Raw genomic sequence first — 16,763 nt, 5'->3', positions numbered from 1 at the left:
CCACACGATAATTGGATTTCGACTCCGGATTGCCGACGCGAAACTCGGAGAAAAACGGCTCCGTCCCGAGATTCTCCAGCCCGAACACCTGCTCGCGCCCAAATTGCCGGCGCAAGGCGCGCTGCCAATCGGCGGGAGGCATGTGATCCGGGGCGTGAGTACGAGAAAGCTTCGGGGCTTCAGCCGCCTTGGCAACATTGCGCTTGCGTTTCATAACTTCCGCGTAATCATGGGTTGATAGATACCTAGCTTGTCGACTCCGCATCCCCGGCATATTTCTTCGTGCGCAACTCTTCGAGCACTTTGTCCCCCAGCTTCCACGCATCACCTTTGATGCGGACTATCAGTTCCGCCCACGGAGCGCCAGGCCGCAAGTTCCCTCCACTGTTACCACACTGCGTGGATGCCGGTGTCGCTCAGCGGTGCCGGTCCTGGACTTGCTATGCGCTAACGCCGCACCGTCGAAGCATCCTGTCCATAGAGGATCTAACGAGGCTCCGCCTCAGATCCACGAGTGGTATTGGTGACTGCGTGACGCTCGGGGTGTAGGGTAGCCTCGCGCGCACCGGCTTGGACAAGCCCAGAGACGTACGAGCTCGAAGCTCAATGGGGTCCGAAGACCCGTGGACGACCGGAGCCATACATGACGCTATCACAGAGTGTGTGCGATGTTCTATGGGACCACGTCGTGCTTGAGAGCAAGTGCAGCGATCCGATCTGGCGCCTATGTCGCCGGGTAGGTAGTCGCCACACCCATCGTTAGCGCGGGATACTTTCTGGACGAGAAGGGCGCGCGAGGCCCGCAGCGGGGCGTGGCCAAGCCTGTGGCGTGTTTCCACGCAGCCGCGATTGCCTGCGCGACTGACTTCGATTCCACGAGCGCGATGACTGCGTCGTGCTCCACGTGCAGGAAAGGCCCAGCGGAGCCGGACATCGACCGAGACGACACGAAGCCTGGTCACGCGCGCGGTGTAAGGTACAGCGGCGGATCCCCTGCGGAGAAGGCACGCTGTCGGATCTTGCCGATCTTGCCGATCGTGGCGAGCATCACCGTTGGTGTAAGGGGCAGAATCATGGGTTCTTCTTGCCGAACGTTTCTGATCGCTCGTGACGATACCCTCTGGCGGCTGTCAAGCACTAGGTTTGACCGGATGCTGCGAGATCCGGCAAGCCACTGTCTGCCCGTTTTTGCGGGGCAACGAGCGCGAATGGCCAGCGTCGTGGTAGAGCTTGTGGCGAGAAACCCGGTGCACGTCGTTCGGAGCACGTTTTCCATTCTCACTTTCGATGCCGAAGGCCGCATCGACCCGAGCAGATTCGAAAAGCAGCAGTTTGCCCTCGCGGAGTCGGTCGTCGCACCCGTCTTTGCGGTATTCGATGATGACAGCAACCAAACCGTCGTCGACGCGACTTCCCGATTCATTGCACAGGGAGGCCAATGGGTTCCGTCACGCGCTTTGGCGCGCGTCATAGGCCAGACCGCGTTAGGCCAACGACAGTGTCGACACCTATAAGCGGTCGCTCGAAGGCGGCTCTACGGCACCCAGTTCTCGACTCTCGAGTGTTGGAGTGCCGATACCTGCCGACCGACGCCAAGGGATGAATGACCGCTCCACACTGATACTGTTGAAAAAGTCGCTGTCCATCTCTGCCGTGACGTTAGAGGGTAGCCGCGCCCCCTCCCGGAAACGCGGCCCCCGAAGAACCGTACGTGCGAGTTTCCCCGCATACGGCTCGCGCACGGCATTAAGCATCATGTCGATGCCGGTTGCGGCTTGTGCACACACAACCTTCGCAAACGTCACATCGTCGATTCATCCCGTCGCCGGGACAAGGGCGCTGAACCGTAGCCCGACCGGTCTCTCACAAGCTTCCCTTTGGTGAATCTCTGACGTGGGCCAACGACAGCCGCACCACGCGCACGTCAGCACCCTTTCAGGTCGGGGCAAATCTCGAACCCCTATGTCACCCGTTACAGGCAACCCTTCGCTTCTTGCGCGTTCTCACTCCCGCTTCCCCAACAGTGTTCCTCACGGTCCACCTGCCACCGCTCCATTGAACCAGAGCGAGGGCGGGAAATCGGGGTTCCCGCGTTCCCATCCCTGCCGACCCGACCACTTCCGGGCCTGTCCGTTTAGCACCTGTCTATTCCCCGATGGCCTCGTGACGACGTGCACCCACTTGAAAAAGATGCAACCGGCCATTTACCATTTTGGTCAGAGCCTCTCAGCAGCTTTGGCTCTTCGAAGATAACGAGGATTCCATCGACAGTTCACGTACGTTGTGCATGCGGAACTTGCCTGGCCCCCACACCGCACGGCTGCTGGCAGTGTCGATCCCTGCCCGGTCGCCCGGGTGAATCGCCCATAGGGTGGGTACGTTGTCCCCGGAGCTTCGAACCCGACCGTTACCGGTCGCGCACGTCCAGGTAGGCAACTGCTGGTCGTACAGCAGGTCACGGCTTCAATCTCCGATGTTCAGGTTGTTGAATGTGACAAGGCAGAGAAGAGCTTTGCCATCCACTACGTTGCCGATTTACGTCCGGCGGACGGCGACACGCGTCGCACTTCAGGGGTCTTCTTACCCTTGACCGGTACTCGCGAGCGGTCTGCAAGCCGATCTGAGAGGTCGATTTTCTTGCGAGCGAATTGAAAAAGCCACGCGGCGACTTTTTCAACAGTATCCACTAAAAGCTGCCGATCAAGTGGCGCGCGGTCCAGCGTCCAGAGTGGGTCGCGTGCTGCCGATCGCCGACAGGCAGAGGACGGTCGACCTGGGCCGGCCGCCATCGGGCTCAGTACGGCCAGGAACAGTCCTGTGTGACGATAACGTAGGCGCCCGCTTCTCGCCGCTTACCGGACGTTCGTGGGGTATCGATAACGGATCAACGCAAGTGCACGTTTGTTACTCGCGTAGTAGACCGTCGCGACGCCTTCACACTGCCGTCAAAACGAAGCGTGCCAAACTCAGTGTGACGAAACGTACGTCGCATCGCCGAACGCTGCCGGAATGGCGAAGCTCTCGCGCATACGCTTCGTCTCCGCCGCTGGCGTCAAGCCAAAAAGCCGCTTGAACTCTCTGCTGAACTGGGACGCGCTCGTGTAACCCACTGCGTGGCTCGCGGCCTCCGCAGTCAAATCCTCGCGGACCATCAACAGGCGAGCCTGATGCAAACGCGTTGACTTCACGTACTGCATCGGCGAAACGTGTGTGATTGCCTTGAAGTGGCTGTGGAAGCTCGGAAGACTCAATCCCGCTTCCTCTGCCAACTGCATCAAGTCCAGCGGCTGCGCGTAGCCGGCATGGATGAGGCGTAGCGATCTGCCTATCCGGCCGAACTGCCCTCTCATCGCCAAAGACTCGCGCATCGAGCTTCCTTGCTTTCCGGTGAGCACACGGAAATAAAGTTCGCGTAGCAGGCCCGGGCCCAATACAGCGGCTTCGAGCGGCCGATGCATCGCCTCAAGGAAGCGCAACACGGACGCCTGCATCGCGTCATCCATCGGCGTCGACATCATGCTCTGAGGCGCCTGCACGTGTTCCGTTACGCCTTCACGATCGATCTGTACGGCCAGTTCAGCGGCCAATGTGAAATCGAGGTGAAGGTACAGCGCGAGCAGCGGGCGCTCCTGGGTTGCCTCGGTTTCCATGCTGAACGGAACAGGCACGGACACGGCCAGGTAGTGATGCTCGTCGTACAGATAGAGCTGGTCGCCGAAATGACCTCGCTTGCGGCCCTGACAAACGATCACGATGCCGGGGTCGTAGAGAACCGGCGTGCGTGACAGGGGCCGGTTTGAACGCAAGATGCGGACGCTCGGCAGCGCCGTGAGGTTGTAGCCCTCCTCGGGCGCCAACGCGCGGAGCAACGCAATCATGCGCTTCTGGGTTCCCGAGGAAAGATCAGGATTGTGCGGAGAGGCCCGCTTCGTACTCATAGCTTTAGGCAAGAAAAATAGCGGAATATGGCTTAGCTAGCCCCGTCCTTCAGACTAGTATGCATTCTCCAGACAACATTCGGGAGAAGCTTCAGTGGCATCCAGCAAAATTCTGCTCATCACTGGCGTCAGCAGCGGCTTCGGCCGTGCGCTCGCAGGAGAGGCTCTAGCGGCGGGACACAAAGTCGTCGGTACTGTGAGAAGTGCGCAGGCAAAGCGTGATTTCGAGTCTCTGTCTGCGAAAGCTGCTTTTGGACGTGTACTTGACGTGACCGACTTCGATGCCATCGACGGCATCGTGGCGGAAATTGAGGAGACCGTCGGACCCGTGGACGTTCTGGTCAACAATGCCGGCTACGGGCACGAAGGCATCATGGAAGAATCGCCTTTGTCCGAGATGCGCAGACAGTTCGATGTGAATGTGTTTGGCGCTGTCGCCATGATGAAAGCCGTCCTGCCCTTCATGCGTGAGCGCAGACGTGGCCACGTTCTGAATATCACGTCTATGGGCGGCCATATCACCATGCCAGGAATCACCTACTACTGCGGAAGCAAATTCGCGCTGGAGGGCATCTCTGAGGCGCTTGGCAAAGAGGTCAAGCCTCTCGGCATCGCCGTAACAGCCGTCGCGCCAGGCTCGTTCCGCACCGACTGGGCGGGTCGCTCGATGACGCGAACGCCCCGTTCGATTGCGGATTACGACCATATCTTCGACCCCATCCGCAAAACTCGAGAGGAGAAGAGCGGCAAGCAATTGGGAGATCCCCAAAAGGCGGCACGCGCGATGCTCGCCGCAATCGCCGCGGATCGCCCTCCCACGCATCTTTTGCTTGGTAGCGATGCACTCGGGCTCGTGAGGGACAAGTTGTCCGCGTTCGAAAATGAGATCCGTGACTGGGAGGCTGTTACGGTCTCGACTGACGGCTGAAGACCGCTGGAGCAGGGAGGCTGTCGCGTACCTGATCCCTCGCCATCGGGCCCGGAAAGCAGCGGTCCGCAACCAGGACATGGTCGTCTGCTGTCGACGCATTGCCGTCATCCACGGCTGGAACACGAAGGACGGGTCGACTCCAGTCCTAGGCCTCGCTCGTAAGCGGCCGTTCGCTGAGCGCGGGACACGACGGGTTGCGGACAACCGCAATGGCCAAACCGAAGTCAGCCGCTGAGTTCGGTCAACTGTTTCGAAAAAGGTCGAACTGCCAATCGGCGTGTGCCAGTTTCGACTACTCCGCTATCTCACTCGCTTCAGCGTCGACGCACGCTCATCCCGACCCACCTCGGATCGCCCACACATCCCGCCGACTGCCCGCGTGACGGGCCTGAGCCGGCGGAATCGGGAGGCAGATTGGGAGGCAGACAGAGCTGCGAACAACTGCCTCTGACTGCGGACGACTGCGGTCCAGTTGCGCCAAGTCATTGATTTTTAGTAGAATACGTATGCAGCGTTATACCCTGATTCGCACTTTTAATCCGTTGGTCACAGGTTCGAATCCCGTACGGCCTACCAAGAGATTCAAGGGCTTAGCGTTCGCGCTAGGCCCTTTTTCTTTGCCCCTCGCGGGCATCGGGATGCATTGGAAGGCTCGCTATCGTCCAAGCTCGATCGGCTGACCATGCGGAGTCCGTCGCGCTGCCGCGTCCCATTCATCGCGACGCTGTAAGAGCAAGTCGCCTTTCACCCATCCTCTCGCGGCACTAATGCGTTCCAGTGCCGTCAGCCAATGGACATAGTACGTGTCGCCACGGTCGGGGTCGCCGGCCGCCTGAGCGTCATGGATGGCCTGGTTCAGATATTCCGCCCATTCCGTCCAGGTGAACAGGCCGCGTTCATGCAAGGCCAATGTCATCGCAAAAGCCTGGGCTTCCCATGGCGCCTTGAACGTGGGCCCTGCGTCGTCGCACGGCAATTCGGGCAGCGCGGTACGCAGTTCGTGCGGGTTCTGCTTGGTGGAAGTCATGTCAGGCCGGTTCGACGTCTGGATAGTCAAGGTAGGGCTCCCAGCAATCCACACTCACCGACGCCGCAGTCGTGTCCTTACCCCAGAGTTCGGAGGCATCGAAGCGCACGGTATAGAGCCATTGCGGTTGTTCGCCCAGGCCGATCGCATTGGTATCGGGAAAGACGTGCGCACCATGCACGCGGATAATTTGCCCTCGCTTGCCGCGGCAATAGCGCGGCAAGCGCGTGTGAGTGCGTGGATGCAGTTGACGGGTCCGAACGATATCGCCGACCTTAAAGCGCGCTTCGGCGGACGCTGGGCGCTCGACCGGGCTGCCTCGCAGCAACGCGGCAGCCACCTGGTCGGCGATCAGGACGCGAGGGACCGGCGCCGCCGCGACCTTCGACTCGCCCGTCGCGATTTCTGCTGCCGTCGCGAGCCCCGTATTCAGGAGCAGCTTTTTCAGTCCCTCGAACCAGATCTCGTAGTAGCTGCTTGCGAGGTATTGCGCCGGTGGCAAGCTCTCCCGCGCGGCACGAGACGTGTCGATGTTCCACTTGCCGGTTGCTCCCATCGCCAGCGTAATGGCCAGCACCCGGCGCTCCCAGTCGGCGTGAAAGGATGCAACGTCGGCCTCCGGCTCGATCGGGCCGAACGCCTGCATGCCACCGAGATCTTGTGCGCCGTTCATGTGAACTCCCGTTTCGATTCGGGCGCACTTGGCAAACCGGTACCGATCATCGAATCACGCGTCACCAGTTCAGCCAGCGCCTGCTCTGACAAACCATCGGTTCCGGCGGGGCGCATCGGCAACACGACATAGCGGACCTCCGCCGTGGAGTCCCACACGCGCAACTCCGTTTCAGCGGGTAATTCGAAGCCGAACTCCTTCAACACGCCGCGCGGATCGATAACCGCGCGCGACCGATACGGCGCCGACTTGTACCAGACAGGCGGAAGCCCAAGCACTGGCCACGGATAGCACGAGCACAGCGTGCAGACCACCATGTTATGCACGGCAGGCGTGTTCTCCAGCGCGATCATGTGCTCGCCCTGCCGGCCGGTATAGCCTAACGAGGCGATCGCCGCGGTGGCGTCGTCGAGCAGCCATTGCTTGTAGACCGGATCGCTCCAGGCCTTCGCGACCACGCGCGCACCGTTGTGCGGTCCGACTTTGTGCTCGTATGTCTCGATCAGGATATCCAGCGCCTTGGGATCGACGTACCCCTTCTCTACCAACAATGATTCCAGCGCCCGCACGCGCAAATCCATCTCCGACAACTCACTACCTTCGTGGTCGTGTTCATGATCTGGAGCATCGGCGTGCCGATATTCTGGCCGGGTCCTTTGAGGATCGTTCATTGAAGTTCGCCCAGGAAATTGCCCAAGAAAATCAGTATGGTCGGCTCGATGCGCAAATGCAAACCGGGGGATACAACCTGCCTTTGCGGGTAACGTTCGCCTCATCCTACTCATAGTTACGAAGCCGCGACGGTGCATCGTAGCCCGATCGATCGCCGGTCATGACTGCAGCAAAAACGTGCATATCAATGCCTCCCCCCGTGAGGACAGCGGCAACGCACTTGCCAGAAAAGAACGGATGATCAGCTGCCGCGAGAGCTGCAGCGCCTGCCCCTTCGACGACGATATGATTATTCTTTGCCAGACGTCGGATGGCATCAGCCGTGGCATCCAGCGACGATACGACTACACCGTCCACCATCGCACTAAGGTAGGGCCAGTTTGCCTGAAGGACAGTTGATACACCGATGCCTGTGACCATCGGACTCGGGTTGACAGGTACTTCGACGGGTGCACCCGCCAGGAAGGAGGAATACAGCGGCGTCGCCGCCTCGGTCTCGCATGCGTACACCTTCGCGGGAGAACCCCACAGCGTGCGCGCCAGCGCAATCCCGGTCATGAGTCCCCCACCGCCAAAGGGCACCAGAATCGCGTCCACGTTCGGCAGATCCTCGAAAATCTCCTGTCCGATGGTGGCGTTTCCGACGATGACATCGCGGCCCGAGCATGGATGAACGAAGGTGCCGTTTTCGCCGTCAGGCGTTTCCCCGCACAGGATCGCCCACCATTTGTCGAAACTCGTTTCGATGACTTCCGCACCCAGTTCGCGAAGTGCGGCGATCTTGCTTTTCGCAGCGGTTTCCGTGACATAGACCCTAACGTCCACCTCACGCGCACGCGCGGCATGCGTCAAGCCGAGTGCGAAATTGCCGGTGCTCGCCGTATAGATCCCTTTCGATAGCCGAGCCGGCTCGAGGTTGGAGATCGCGTTCAGCGAACAACGTATCTTGAACGATCCACGCGGCTGCAGGTTCTCAGGCTTGACCCATATCGACCGGTCACCGGATGGCTCTGCGCAAGTGCAAGACAGCAGAGGCGGGCGAACAGCTTCCTTGCTGAGCACGCGCGACGCCTCTTCGACGTCGTCACGGGTTACGCCCGACAGAAAATCCGCTTCGGTTCCACTATGGGTGAGTGGCTTCCGATGATTGTGAAGGATGTCTGGAAGCATGATTCCGCCCTCCGCTCAATCAATATCCCGGACCGCTCGGGTGTCTGCAAATAGTGGGCTAAGGCATGTGTACAACGTAGTCGAACGGACGCTATACGCTTCGTCGGAGACATCAAAGAGAAGCGAGATCCAAGCCACAATAGTAGGTGTTAATTCGCACGGGCCAAGCTCTTTTCACGGCCTCATTTTCATCGCTTGTGATATCGATTCCACCGCGGCGCGAATCGACGCTATGGTCAGATGATAGATACCGCGGCAATCTCTTCGCGCCTGATTATTCGCCGCGACGTCGCATTCGAACCTCCTTGACATGCCTGCTCGCCTATCATGATTTGAACGCCTCGTGGCCTCATGCCGTTCGCGTGGAAAGTGTGGGCAGTTCCATGCTGGCATCGGGAGCGCCGAAGTGTCGCGACGCCGCGGCGTTTGGACGGTGCAGGCATGCCACGAACCGGTGCCGCCAATCTTGCGTAGAGGTCTGCTATGAAGTTCATTGTTCAATGGAAGGGCGAGCCGGCGATGCAACAGCCCGCAATCGAGCGCTTCATGAAAACCGGAGGTCGCCCGCCGGACAACGTCACGATGTTGGGACGCTGGCACGCAATCGGTGAATTGAGTGGCGTAGCAATCGTCGAAGCGACGGATACGAGCGGGCTCGCGGAATGGGTCCTGCAATGGGGCGATCTGTTTGCGTTCACTTCCGCTCCCGCACTGACCGACGAAGAACTGGGTGCCGCATTGGCGGCTAATCAGGCAGCGTCGAGGTAACCGGGCAAACGCGGAACGGAGGCAAGTCAGAAATAAGAAATGCCCGCGCGTAGGACCGGCGCGCGGCACGGCACACAGGATGAAGCGCGTCGCATCAGGATTACGGCGACCTCGTTGGGCGCGACGAGTGTGCTCCGCACGGAGCGGATATCTTTTGCAGGACGTCGAGGAGGCAATCATGGCAAGGATCGAAGCAAAGCTTGAGGAAATGGGATTGTCTTTGCCGCAGGCGCTCCAGATGCCGAAAAATGTGAGCATGTCATTGCCGTTTGCATGGGTGCGCGTAAGAGGTACGCGGGTTTTTGTATCTGGACACGTACCCCTGAACCCGGACGGAACCATTGCCCAACCGGTCGGCAAGGTTGGCGCAGAGGTTTCCCCGGACGAAGGCTATGCAGCGGCACGCCTTGTTGCGCTCGCTCAATTGGCGAGTCTTCAGAAGGCGCTCGGAGACCTGGATCGGATTACAGCCTGGCTACGTGTCTTTGCGATGATCAACGTTGCGCCCGGTTTCGACCAGATGCCGCGGATCGCGAATGGCTTCTCAGATCTCATCATTGAACTGTTCGGGCCGGACATCGGAATACACGCCCGTTCAGCGATCGGCGTGGCGCTTCCGCTAAACGTGCCCGTCGAATGCGAGTCGGAGGTCGAGATTGACGGGTAGCCTCGGTAATACCGTACGGCTTACCCGCGGATCTCGCTGCCGTTATTCTCACAGCGCCTATCACAATGTCCCACGCAACCATGAGGCCCCTCTTACATCACGCTTCTTCGATACGGGACAGATACAACGGACTCCGAACATTGATATTTATTGAGATATAAAGACGTGCAATGATCGCCGCCGGTTCTGCGAATCACGCTGCAACTCTGCGTGAGCAGACGCTCTGGCAACACCGCAGATCCCTGCGCTTTCATTCCGTCAACATGACCAATTTCCTGTTCAGCCTCGTCTCGAACCTTGCTTTTCTGGCTATCGTGCTGAGTGCATGTCATCTGTGCAACCGGCTCGTACCCGGCGCCGAGCTCAATGGTGCCCACGTTTTCGTCGCGCTGGCTTCGGCCGCCTTGCTGCTCGATGCCGCGCTGACCTTTCTCGTGTTCGCCGATGCACAGAACCGCTATGGCAAGTTCAGTTCGTCGAGCGCATTCTTCGAACGCGCCAGTGCGTATGTGCTGGCAGCCATTGCCGCATTGGCGTGGCAGTACGTGTTACGTCGCACGCGCCCCGCCAAAACGCACAAGAACACGCTGGTCATACGCACGTCCTCGTATTCCGAATCGCATCTGCCGATGTAACGCCACGCGGCCCACTTTCTCCTCGTTACGCAATCCGCATCATCGTCAGGAACGGACCTTGCGTATGCGCGCGCCGTCGCGTATAACTCCCGAAGATCGAGAGTTACCGTTTGCGCCCGCCACTGGGCATTTGCCGCTGTATTGCACTCCCGCCGTTCAATCAGTCGAAGGCAACTTAACCAGCGAGGAACATCTTGGATCTCGATACCGTACGCGTGTTCATCATGACCCGAGGCATCGACCTTGGCACCAAGGTACTCGGCGCGATCGTGTTGTGGGTCGTCGGCCGCTGGGTCATTGGCCTGATTACCGGCTTGCTTCGCAAACTGCTGGCGAAAAACGGCCACGTCGATCCAACTCTCGCTCATTACCTCGGTTCGATTCTCGGCGCACTGCTGAACCTGCTGCTGATTCTCGCGATTCTGCAGGTGTTCGGCGTCCAGACTACCTCGTTCGCCGCATTGCTCGCTGGCCTCGGTCTTGCGATCGGCACTGCGTGGGGCGGCTTGCTCGCCCACTTCGCGGCAGGCATCTTCATGCAGGTACTGCGCCCGTTCAAGGTGGGCGATTTTGTCATGGCGGGCGGCGTCACGGGCACGGTCTCGGAACTGGGGCTGTTCGGCACGACCATCGTGACGCCAGACAACGTGACAACCATCATCGGCAACAACAAGATCTTTTCGGACACGATCTCGAACTACAGCGCATTGCCAGTACGGCGCGTCGAGCTGACGGCAAAGATCGCCAACGGCGTCGACCCTACGGATGCGATGAGCCGGCTGAAGGCGGCCGTCACGCAGATTCCGAACGTGGCCGAAAGCCCTGCGCCGGATATCGAAGTGCTGAGCTTCACGCCGGAAGGACCGTTGCTATGCGTGCGGCCCTACACGCACACCGACCATTACTGGCAGGTCTACTTCGACACCAACCGCACGATCATCCAGACCTTCAAGGATGCAGGTTATCCGACTCCGGAAACACCGCTTGCGCCGCGTATAGTCAGTTGAGCACGATCAGGGCTTAGGTCTCCGGACTGAGGTTGACGTTCGCGAAGGTGAAGCGTTTTTTTGCTGCCTCAGCGGTCCGGCTCACCGGAATCAGGACCGTAAAATAAAAACGGCGTCGCGAGATTCGCGACGCCGTTTGTTCGTCTGCTACACGCAACGCGAAACGTCAGCGGCCGCCCGCCTTGGATGCGTTCTTGCGCGTCATCTTCCACAGTGCGCCAAGCACAACCGGCACCACGGCCGCGCCGATACCCACCAGCACGATCACATTCAGATATTGACGGATGAACGGAATGTTGCCGAAGAAGTAGCCGAGCAACACCAGCAGCAATACCCACAACAGCGCGCCGAGGATGTTGAAAAGCTGGAACCGGCTCACCGTCATCTCAGAGGCGCCGGCAACGAACGGCGCGAAGGTGCGCACCACCGGAATAAAACGCGCCAGCACGATCGTCTTGCCACCATGCTTTTCATAGAAGTTATGAGTCTTCTGCAGCGCGGCGCGATCGAGGAAACGCTCAAGGAAAGGGATGTGCGAATTGAACACCCGTGGCCCGATGGCCCGCCCGATCGTGTAGTTGACCGTATTGCCGGCAACCGCCGCAACAAGCAGCAGCACGATCAGCAGGCCGAGATTCATTTCACCGCTCGCGCAGAAGGCGCCGCCGATGAACAGTAGGGAATCGCCCGGCAGAAAGGGCAGAACGACCAGGCCGGTTTCACAGAACACGATAAGAAACAGCACCGCGTAGACCCAGGTGCCGTACACGTGAATGAAGTCGCCCAGAAACTTGTCGATATGCAAGACAAGGTTGACGAAGTGTAGCAACGTGTCCAAAAAGCGTCCTTTATTAAGGGAATGTGAACGTAGCGGGAGCGGCCGCGCGAACGGCCCTGCGGGCGAAGCGCAGCGAGCGCGTGCTCGCCGCCGGAAATTGACCGCGTCATCATACCGAAAGTGCCCGGTTGCGATTAAAAATCTGCTCGCGCCAAATCGCTATAATTTCGCCATGTCAGAATTCTCCGAAACGCCTGCCGGCACCGCCGACGCGGCCGCAGTTTCCGCCGCCACGCCCGTCCCACGCCCGTTGCGGGCGATCCAGCCCCTGCCCGATCAGCTGATCAGCCAGATTGCCGCCGGCGAAGTGGTCGAGCGGCCGGCCTCGGTGGTCAAGGAATTGCTGGAAAATGCGCTCGACGCCGGCGCGCAGACGCTGCGCATCCTGCTCGACGAGGGTGGCGTCAAACGCATCTCGATCACCGACGACGGCTGCGGCATCCCCGAAAACGAACTCGCGCTCGCGCTGATGCGTCACGCGACCAGCAAGATCCGCTCGCTTGCCGAACTCGAAGCGGTCGCCACGCTGGGGTTTCGCGGCGAAGCGCTGGCGTCGATTGCGTCGGTCGCGCAGATGAGCATCACGAGCCGCACGGCTGACGCGCCGCATGCCGTGCGCGTCGACGCACAAACGGGTGTGCTGAGTCCCGCCGCCGGCACCCAGGGCACCACGATCGAAGTCCGCGAGCTGTACTTCAATACGCCCGCGCGCCGCAAATTCCTGAAAAGCGAGCAGACCGAACTCGGCCATTGCCTCGAACAGATTCGCCGCGCGGCGCTGGCGCGGCCGGATGTGGCGATTTCGGTCCTGCATAACGGTAAGGCGGTCGAACACTGGAACGCCAGCGAGCCGCCCGCGCGGGTCGCGAAGATTCTTGGCGAAACCTTTGCGACGGCTCATTTGCCGCTCGACGAATCCGCCGGACCGCTCGCTGTCTACGGCTGCGCCGGCCTGCCGACCGCGAGCCGTGGACGCGCCGATCAGCAGTATTTCTTCGTCAATGGCCGCTTCGTGCGCGACAAGCTGCTCACGCACGCCGTGCGCGCCGCCTACGAAGACGTGCTGCACGGCGACCGCTATCCGTCCTACGTGCTGTTTCTCGATCTGCCGCCAGAAGCGGTCGATGTGAACGTGCATCCGTCCAAAATCGAAGTGCGGTTTCGCGATTCCCGTTCGATTCACCAGTTCGTGTTTCATGCCGTGCAGCGTGCGTTGGCGCGGCACGCGGGCGCGTCGCCGGAAACAACCGCCGGTGGGCATGCGGCGCATCTGGAAGCGTCGGCGGGTGGGCCGGCTTCGTTCGGCGCTACGCCGCTGGGCGGTGCGGGCGCTGGAAGCGGCGGTGGCTTCGGCACCGGCGCAGGCGGCCTCGGTAGTGGAATGGGAAGCGGGATGCAAGGCGGAACGGGCAGCGGATTCGGATCCTCGCAGCCCGGCAATACCTGGATGCGTCAGGCGCGCATGACGCAGGGCACGCTGCCGGTTGCGCAACCGCTGGCGTTCTACGACGCGCTGTTCGGCCGTAGAGACACGAACATCGGCACAGCGGAAGGCGCGACGTTGTTCGATGCGCGCGACTCGGCCGCAGAAGCGCCGTCCCCGTACAACACCTCAGCGCCATACGCATCGCCCGCGTTCAATGCCTCAGACGAGCAACCGCTCGGCTTCGCGCTCGGCCAGATTCACGGCATCTATGTGCTCGCGCAAAACGCGCACGGACTCGTGATTGTCGACATGCACGCCGCGCACGAGCGCATCCTGTACGAGCAGTTCAAGAACGCTCTCGCCGATCGCACGATTGCCGTGCAGCCGCTGCTGATCCCGCAAACGATGCAGGCCGATCCGATCGAAATCGGCACGGTCGAAGAAGAGCGCGACACGCTGGACGCGCTCGGTTTCGACCTCGCCGTGCTGTCGCCGACCACGCTCGCGATCCGCGCCGTGCCCGCATTGCTGAAAGACGCCGATCTGCAGGCGCTGGCACGCGCGGTCCTCTCCGACCTGCATGCGTTCGGCGGCTCTCGCGTGTTGACCGAGCGTCAGCACGAGCTGCTCGGCACACTCGCGTGCCATCACGCGGTGCGCGCGAACCGGCGTTTGACGCTCGATGAAATGAACGCGCTGCTGCGCCAGATGGAGGCGACCGAGCGCGCCGACCAATGCAACCACGGGCGTCCGACGTGGTATCAGTTGACGCTGTCCGATCTCGATCGGCTGTTCATGCGTGGGCAATGACGGTGCGCCTGATTACGCTTTCTCGGCGCGCGCCGTCTTGCCTATGACTTCAAGCACGTCAAGCACGCCCGCGCCGATCCCTTGCCTGCTCGGCCCGACGGCATCCGGCAAAACCGCTGCCGCGCTGGCGCTGGCCGCACGGCGGCCGGTGGAAATCATCAGCATCGATTCGGCGCTGGTCTATCGCGAGATGGATATCGGCACCGCCAAGCCGACGCCAGAAGAACGCACGGTGGCGCCGCACCACCTGATCGATATCGTCGATCCGGCGGACGCATATTCGGCGGCGGAGTTTCGCAGCGACGCGTTGCGCCTGATCAGCGAGATCAGCGCACGCGGGCGGCTGCCCTTGCTGGTCGGCGGCACCATGCTGTACTACAAGGCGCTCACGCAGGGGCTAAACGACCTGCCCGGCGCCGATACCGACGTGCGTGCGACGCTTGATGCCGACGCCGCACGTGACGGCTGGCCGGCGCTACATGCGCGGCTCGCCGCTGTCGATCCCGTCACGGCTGCGCGCCTCGCGCCAAACGATTCGCAGCGAATTCAGCGGGCGCTCGAAGTTTTTATGCTGACGGGGCAAGCGATGTCCGCTTTGTTGGCGGCGCCCACTCGAACGGATGACGCCGCTTTGGCGTGGCGCTTCGTGCCTATAGCGCTCGAGCCATCCGAGCGGAGCGTGCTGCATGCACGCATCGAAAAGCGCTTCGACGCCATGCTGGCCAACGGCTTTATCGACGAAGTCGTGAAATTGCGCGAACGCGGGGATTTGTTGCCCGAGATGCCATCCATGCGCTGCGTGGGATACCGGCAGGTCTGGGAATATCTGGACGGGGCGGTCGACTATTCGACCATGCGGGACAAGGGGGTCTTTGCTACCCGGCAATTGTGCAAGCGGCAGCTCACGTGGCTGCGCAGCATGAAGGAGCGGGTTGCTGTTGATTGCGGCGATCCCAGCGCGACTGCGCAGGTCGTCAGCTTAATAGAAGAGTTGATTTGAGGCTTTTACCCACGCAGCGTTGTCTTTCTGTACGTCGCGCAGGCAAACCAGCCTTTGATCAAGCTGGCTGGTTAGACGACTACCGTCTGAGCTTCACCGGCCGCGCTCTCGCGAATCACGCCGATCTTCCAGACCTGCTCGCCAGCCGCCGACAAAGACGCGATCGCCACATCGGCATCAGCAGCGGAAACAACCACCGCCATCCCGATCCCGCAGTTGAACACACGGTGCATTTCCGCATCCGCCACGCCACCGTGCTTCTGCAGCCACGAGAACAGCGGCGGCATCGGCCAGCCGCGGTGATCCAGCTCAGCGGTCAGACCCTCACGCAGAACGCGCGGAATATTCTCGACCAGCCCGCCGCCGGTGATGTGGGCCATACCCTTGACAGCGATCTGCTGCATCAAGGCCAGCAAGGGCTTCACATAAATATGCGTAGGCGCCATCAACGCGTCGGCCAACGAACGGCCATCGAAATCCGCGTTCAGATCAGGCTGTGCACGCTCGATGATCTTGCGCACCAGCGAAAAACCATTCGAATGAATACCGCTCGAAGCCAAACCCAGCACCACATCGCCCGGTGCGATCGTGCTGCCGTCGATAATCTTGCTCTTTTCCACCGCGCCGACCGCAAAACCGGCCAGATCGTATTCGCCGTCCGGATACATGCCGGGCATTTCCGCCGTCTCGCCGCCGATCAGCGCGCAGCCGGACAGTTCGCAGCCATGCGCGATACCCTTCACGACCGTCGCCGCCGTACCGACGTCCAGCTTGCCGCAAGCGAAATAATCGAGGAAGAACAGCGGCTCGGCGCCCTGCACCAGAATGTCGTTCACGCTCATCGCCACCAGATCCTGGCCGACCGTATCGTGTTTGTTCAGCTGGAACGCGAGGCGCAGCTTGGTGCCGACGCCGTCCGTGCCCGAAACCAGCACCGGTTCCTTGTACTTCTTCGGCACTTCAAACAGCGCGCCAAACCCGCCGATGCCGCCCAGCACGCCGTCGCGCATCGTCTTTTTGGCAAAGGGCTTGATCGCGTCGACAAGGGCGTCGCCCGCGTCGATGTCCACGCCGGCGTCGCGATACGACAAACCTTGGGCCGAATCAGTTGAATGCTGGGCGGATTTCGGTTGATTCATGGGGAAGAGCTCGAAGGTCGGTAAAATGCGATTTTACCCGATGCCGGCCGTCTGGCTGGAAT

Annotated in this window: 16 protein-coding genes; 7 read left to right on the top strand and 9 right to left on the bottom strand. The window is 60.8% G+C overall.

All coding sequences use genetic code 11. The features are described 5' to 3' along the window. From GNZ13_RS39520 to GNZ13_RS39510, 3 genes are all read right to left on the bottom strand, one after another. Positions 1 to 214, bottom strand: a 214-nt coding sequence (locus GNZ13_RS39520) for a hypothetical protein (protein ID WP_172175438.1), incomplete at its 3' end; no start/stop codon positions are given. Between the two features lie 916 nt (positions 215 to 1,130). After that, a complete protein-coding gene (locus tag GNZ13_RS39515) occupies positions 1,131 to 1,439 on the bottom strand; it encodes a hypothetical protein (protein WP_172175436.1) in 309 nt (102 codons plus the stop codon). A 1,527-nt stretch (positions 1,440 to 2,966) separates the two neighbouring features. Next, positions 2,967 to 3,938: an AraC family transcriptional regulator gene (locus tag GNZ13_RS39510; protein ID WP_172175434.1), complete on the bottom strand. Its 972-nt coding sequence runs from the start codon at positions 3,936 to 3,938 to the stop codon at positions 2,967 to 2,969. 94 nt (positions 3,939 to 4,032) lie between these two features. Between GNZ13_RS39510 and GNZ13_RS39505 the strand changes: the two genes are divergently transcribed. Next, entirely contained in the window at positions 4,033 to 4,866 is an 834-nt protein-coding gene (locus GNZ13_RS39505) for an oxidoreductase (RefSeq protein WP_172175432.1), read from the top strand. Between the two features lie 658 nt (positions 4,867 to 5,524). Here GNZ13_RS39505 and GNZ13_RS39500 read toward each other — a convergent pair. The 4 genes from GNZ13_RS39500 to GNZ13_RS39485 all read right to left on the bottom strand — a co-directional run bounded on the left by GNZ13_RS39500 (position 5,525) and on the right by GNZ13_RS39485 (position 8,411). Beyond that, positions 5,525 to 5,896 carry a nitrile hydratase accessory protein gene (locus GNZ13_RS39500; RefSeq protein WP_172175444.1) on the bottom strand — a complete coding sequence of 124 codons (372 nt, stop codon included), beginning with the start codon at positions 5,894 to 5,896 and terminating at the stop codon, positions 5,525 to 5,527. 1 nt (position 5,897) lies between these two features. After that, positions 5,898 to 6,569, bottom strand: a complete 672-nt coding sequence (gene nthB, locus GNZ13_RS39495) for a nitrile hydratase subunit beta (protein ID WP_172175430.1) — start codon at positions 6,567 to 6,569, stop codon at positions 5,898 to 5,900. Further along, a complete protein-coding gene (gene nthA / locus GNZ13_RS39490) occupies positions 6,566 to 7,240 on the bottom strand; it encodes a nitrile hydratase subunit alpha (protein WP_172175428.1) in 675 nt (224 codons plus the stop codon). Before nthA ends, nthB begins: the two co-directional genes overlap by 4 nt. 106 nt (positions 7,241 to 7,346) lie before the next feature. Continuing rightward, positions 7,347 to 8,411 (bottom strand): pyridoxal-phosphate dependent enzyme, encoded by a 1,065-nt coding sequence (locus GNZ13_RS39485; RefSeq protein ID WP_172175426.1) that lies wholly within the window; start codon positions 8,409 to 8,411, stop codon positions 7,347 to 7,349. Between the two features lie 483 nt (positions 8,412 to 8,894). Here GNZ13_RS39485 and GNZ13_RS39480 point away from each other — a divergent pair, with 483 nt between their 5' ends. The 4 genes from GNZ13_RS39480 (at position 8,895) to GNZ13_RS39465 (ending at position 11,488) form a co-directional block, all read left to right on the top strand. Then, complete coding sequence (locus GNZ13_RS39480) at positions 8,895 to 9,179, top strand: DUF3303 domain-containing protein (RefSeq protein WP_172175424.1); 285 nt, start codon at positions 8,895 to 8,897, stop codon at positions 9,177 to 9,179. Between the two features lie 178 nt (positions 9,180 to 9,357). Beyond that, positions 9,358 to 9,846, top strand: a complete 489-nt coding sequence (locus GNZ13_RS39475; RefSeq protein WP_172175442.1) for a RidA family protein — start codon at positions 9,358 to 9,360, stop codon at positions 9,844 to 9,846. Positions 9,847 to 10,016: 170 nt separating this feature from the next. After that, on the top strand, positions 10,017 to 10,481 hold the full coding sequence (locus tag GNZ13_RS39470) for a hypothetical protein (RefSeq protein WP_328807363.1): 465 nt from the start codon (positions 10,017 to 10,019) through the stop codon (positions 10,479 to 10,481). 194 nt (positions 10,482 to 10,675) lie between these two features. Next, positions 10,676 to 11,488: a mechanosensitive ion channel family protein gene (locus tag GNZ13_RS39465; protein WP_172175422.1), complete on the top strand. Its 813-nt coding sequence runs from the start codon at positions 10,676 to 10,678 to the stop codon at positions 11,486 to 11,488. A 166-nt stretch (positions 11,489 to 11,654) separates the two neighbouring features. On the opposite strand, the gene GNZ13_RS39460 is transcribed toward GNZ13_RS39465, so the two are convergent. After that, on the bottom strand, positions 11,655 to 12,326 hold the full coding sequence (locus tag GNZ13_RS39460) for a DedA family protein (RefSeq protein WP_172175420.1): 672 nt from the start codon (positions 12,324 to 12,326) through the stop codon (positions 11,655 to 11,657). 172 nt (positions 12,327 to 12,498) lie between these two features. Between GNZ13_RS39460 and mutL the strand changes: the two genes are divergently transcribed. Both mutL and miaA read left to right on the top strand, forming a co-directional pair. Next, positions 12,499 to 14,562, top strand: a complete 2,064-nt coding sequence (gene mutL / locus GNZ13_RS39455; RefSeq protein WP_172175418.1) for a DNA mismatch repair endonuclease MutL — start codon at positions 12,499 to 12,501, stop codon at positions 14,560 to 14,562. Positions 14,563 to 14,605: 43 nt separating this feature from the next. Then, complete coding sequence (gene miaA / locus GNZ13_RS39450; protein WP_172175416.1) at positions 14,606 to 15,562, top strand: tRNA (adenosine(37)-N6)-dimethylallyltransferase MiaA; 957 nt, start codon at positions 14,606 to 14,608, stop codon at positions 15,560 to 15,562. Between the two features lie 71 nt (positions 15,563 to 15,633). On the opposite strand, the gene purM is transcribed toward miaA, so the two are convergent. After that, a complete protein-coding gene (purM, locus tag GNZ13_RS39445; RefSeq protein ID WP_172175414.1) occupies positions 15,634 to 16,701 on the bottom strand; it encodes a phosphoribosylformylglycinamidine cyclo-ligase in 1,068 nt (355 codons plus the stop codon). Positions 16,702 to 16,763: the final 62 nt, after the last annotated feature.

Source organism: Paraburkholderia elongata, from assembly GCF_013177735.1.
Lineage (GTDB): Bacteria > Pseudomonadota > Gammaproteobacteria > Burkholderiales > Burkholderiaceae > Paraburkholderia > Paraburkholderia elongata.
This window is presented reverse-complemented; position numbering and strand designations above follow the sequence as displayed.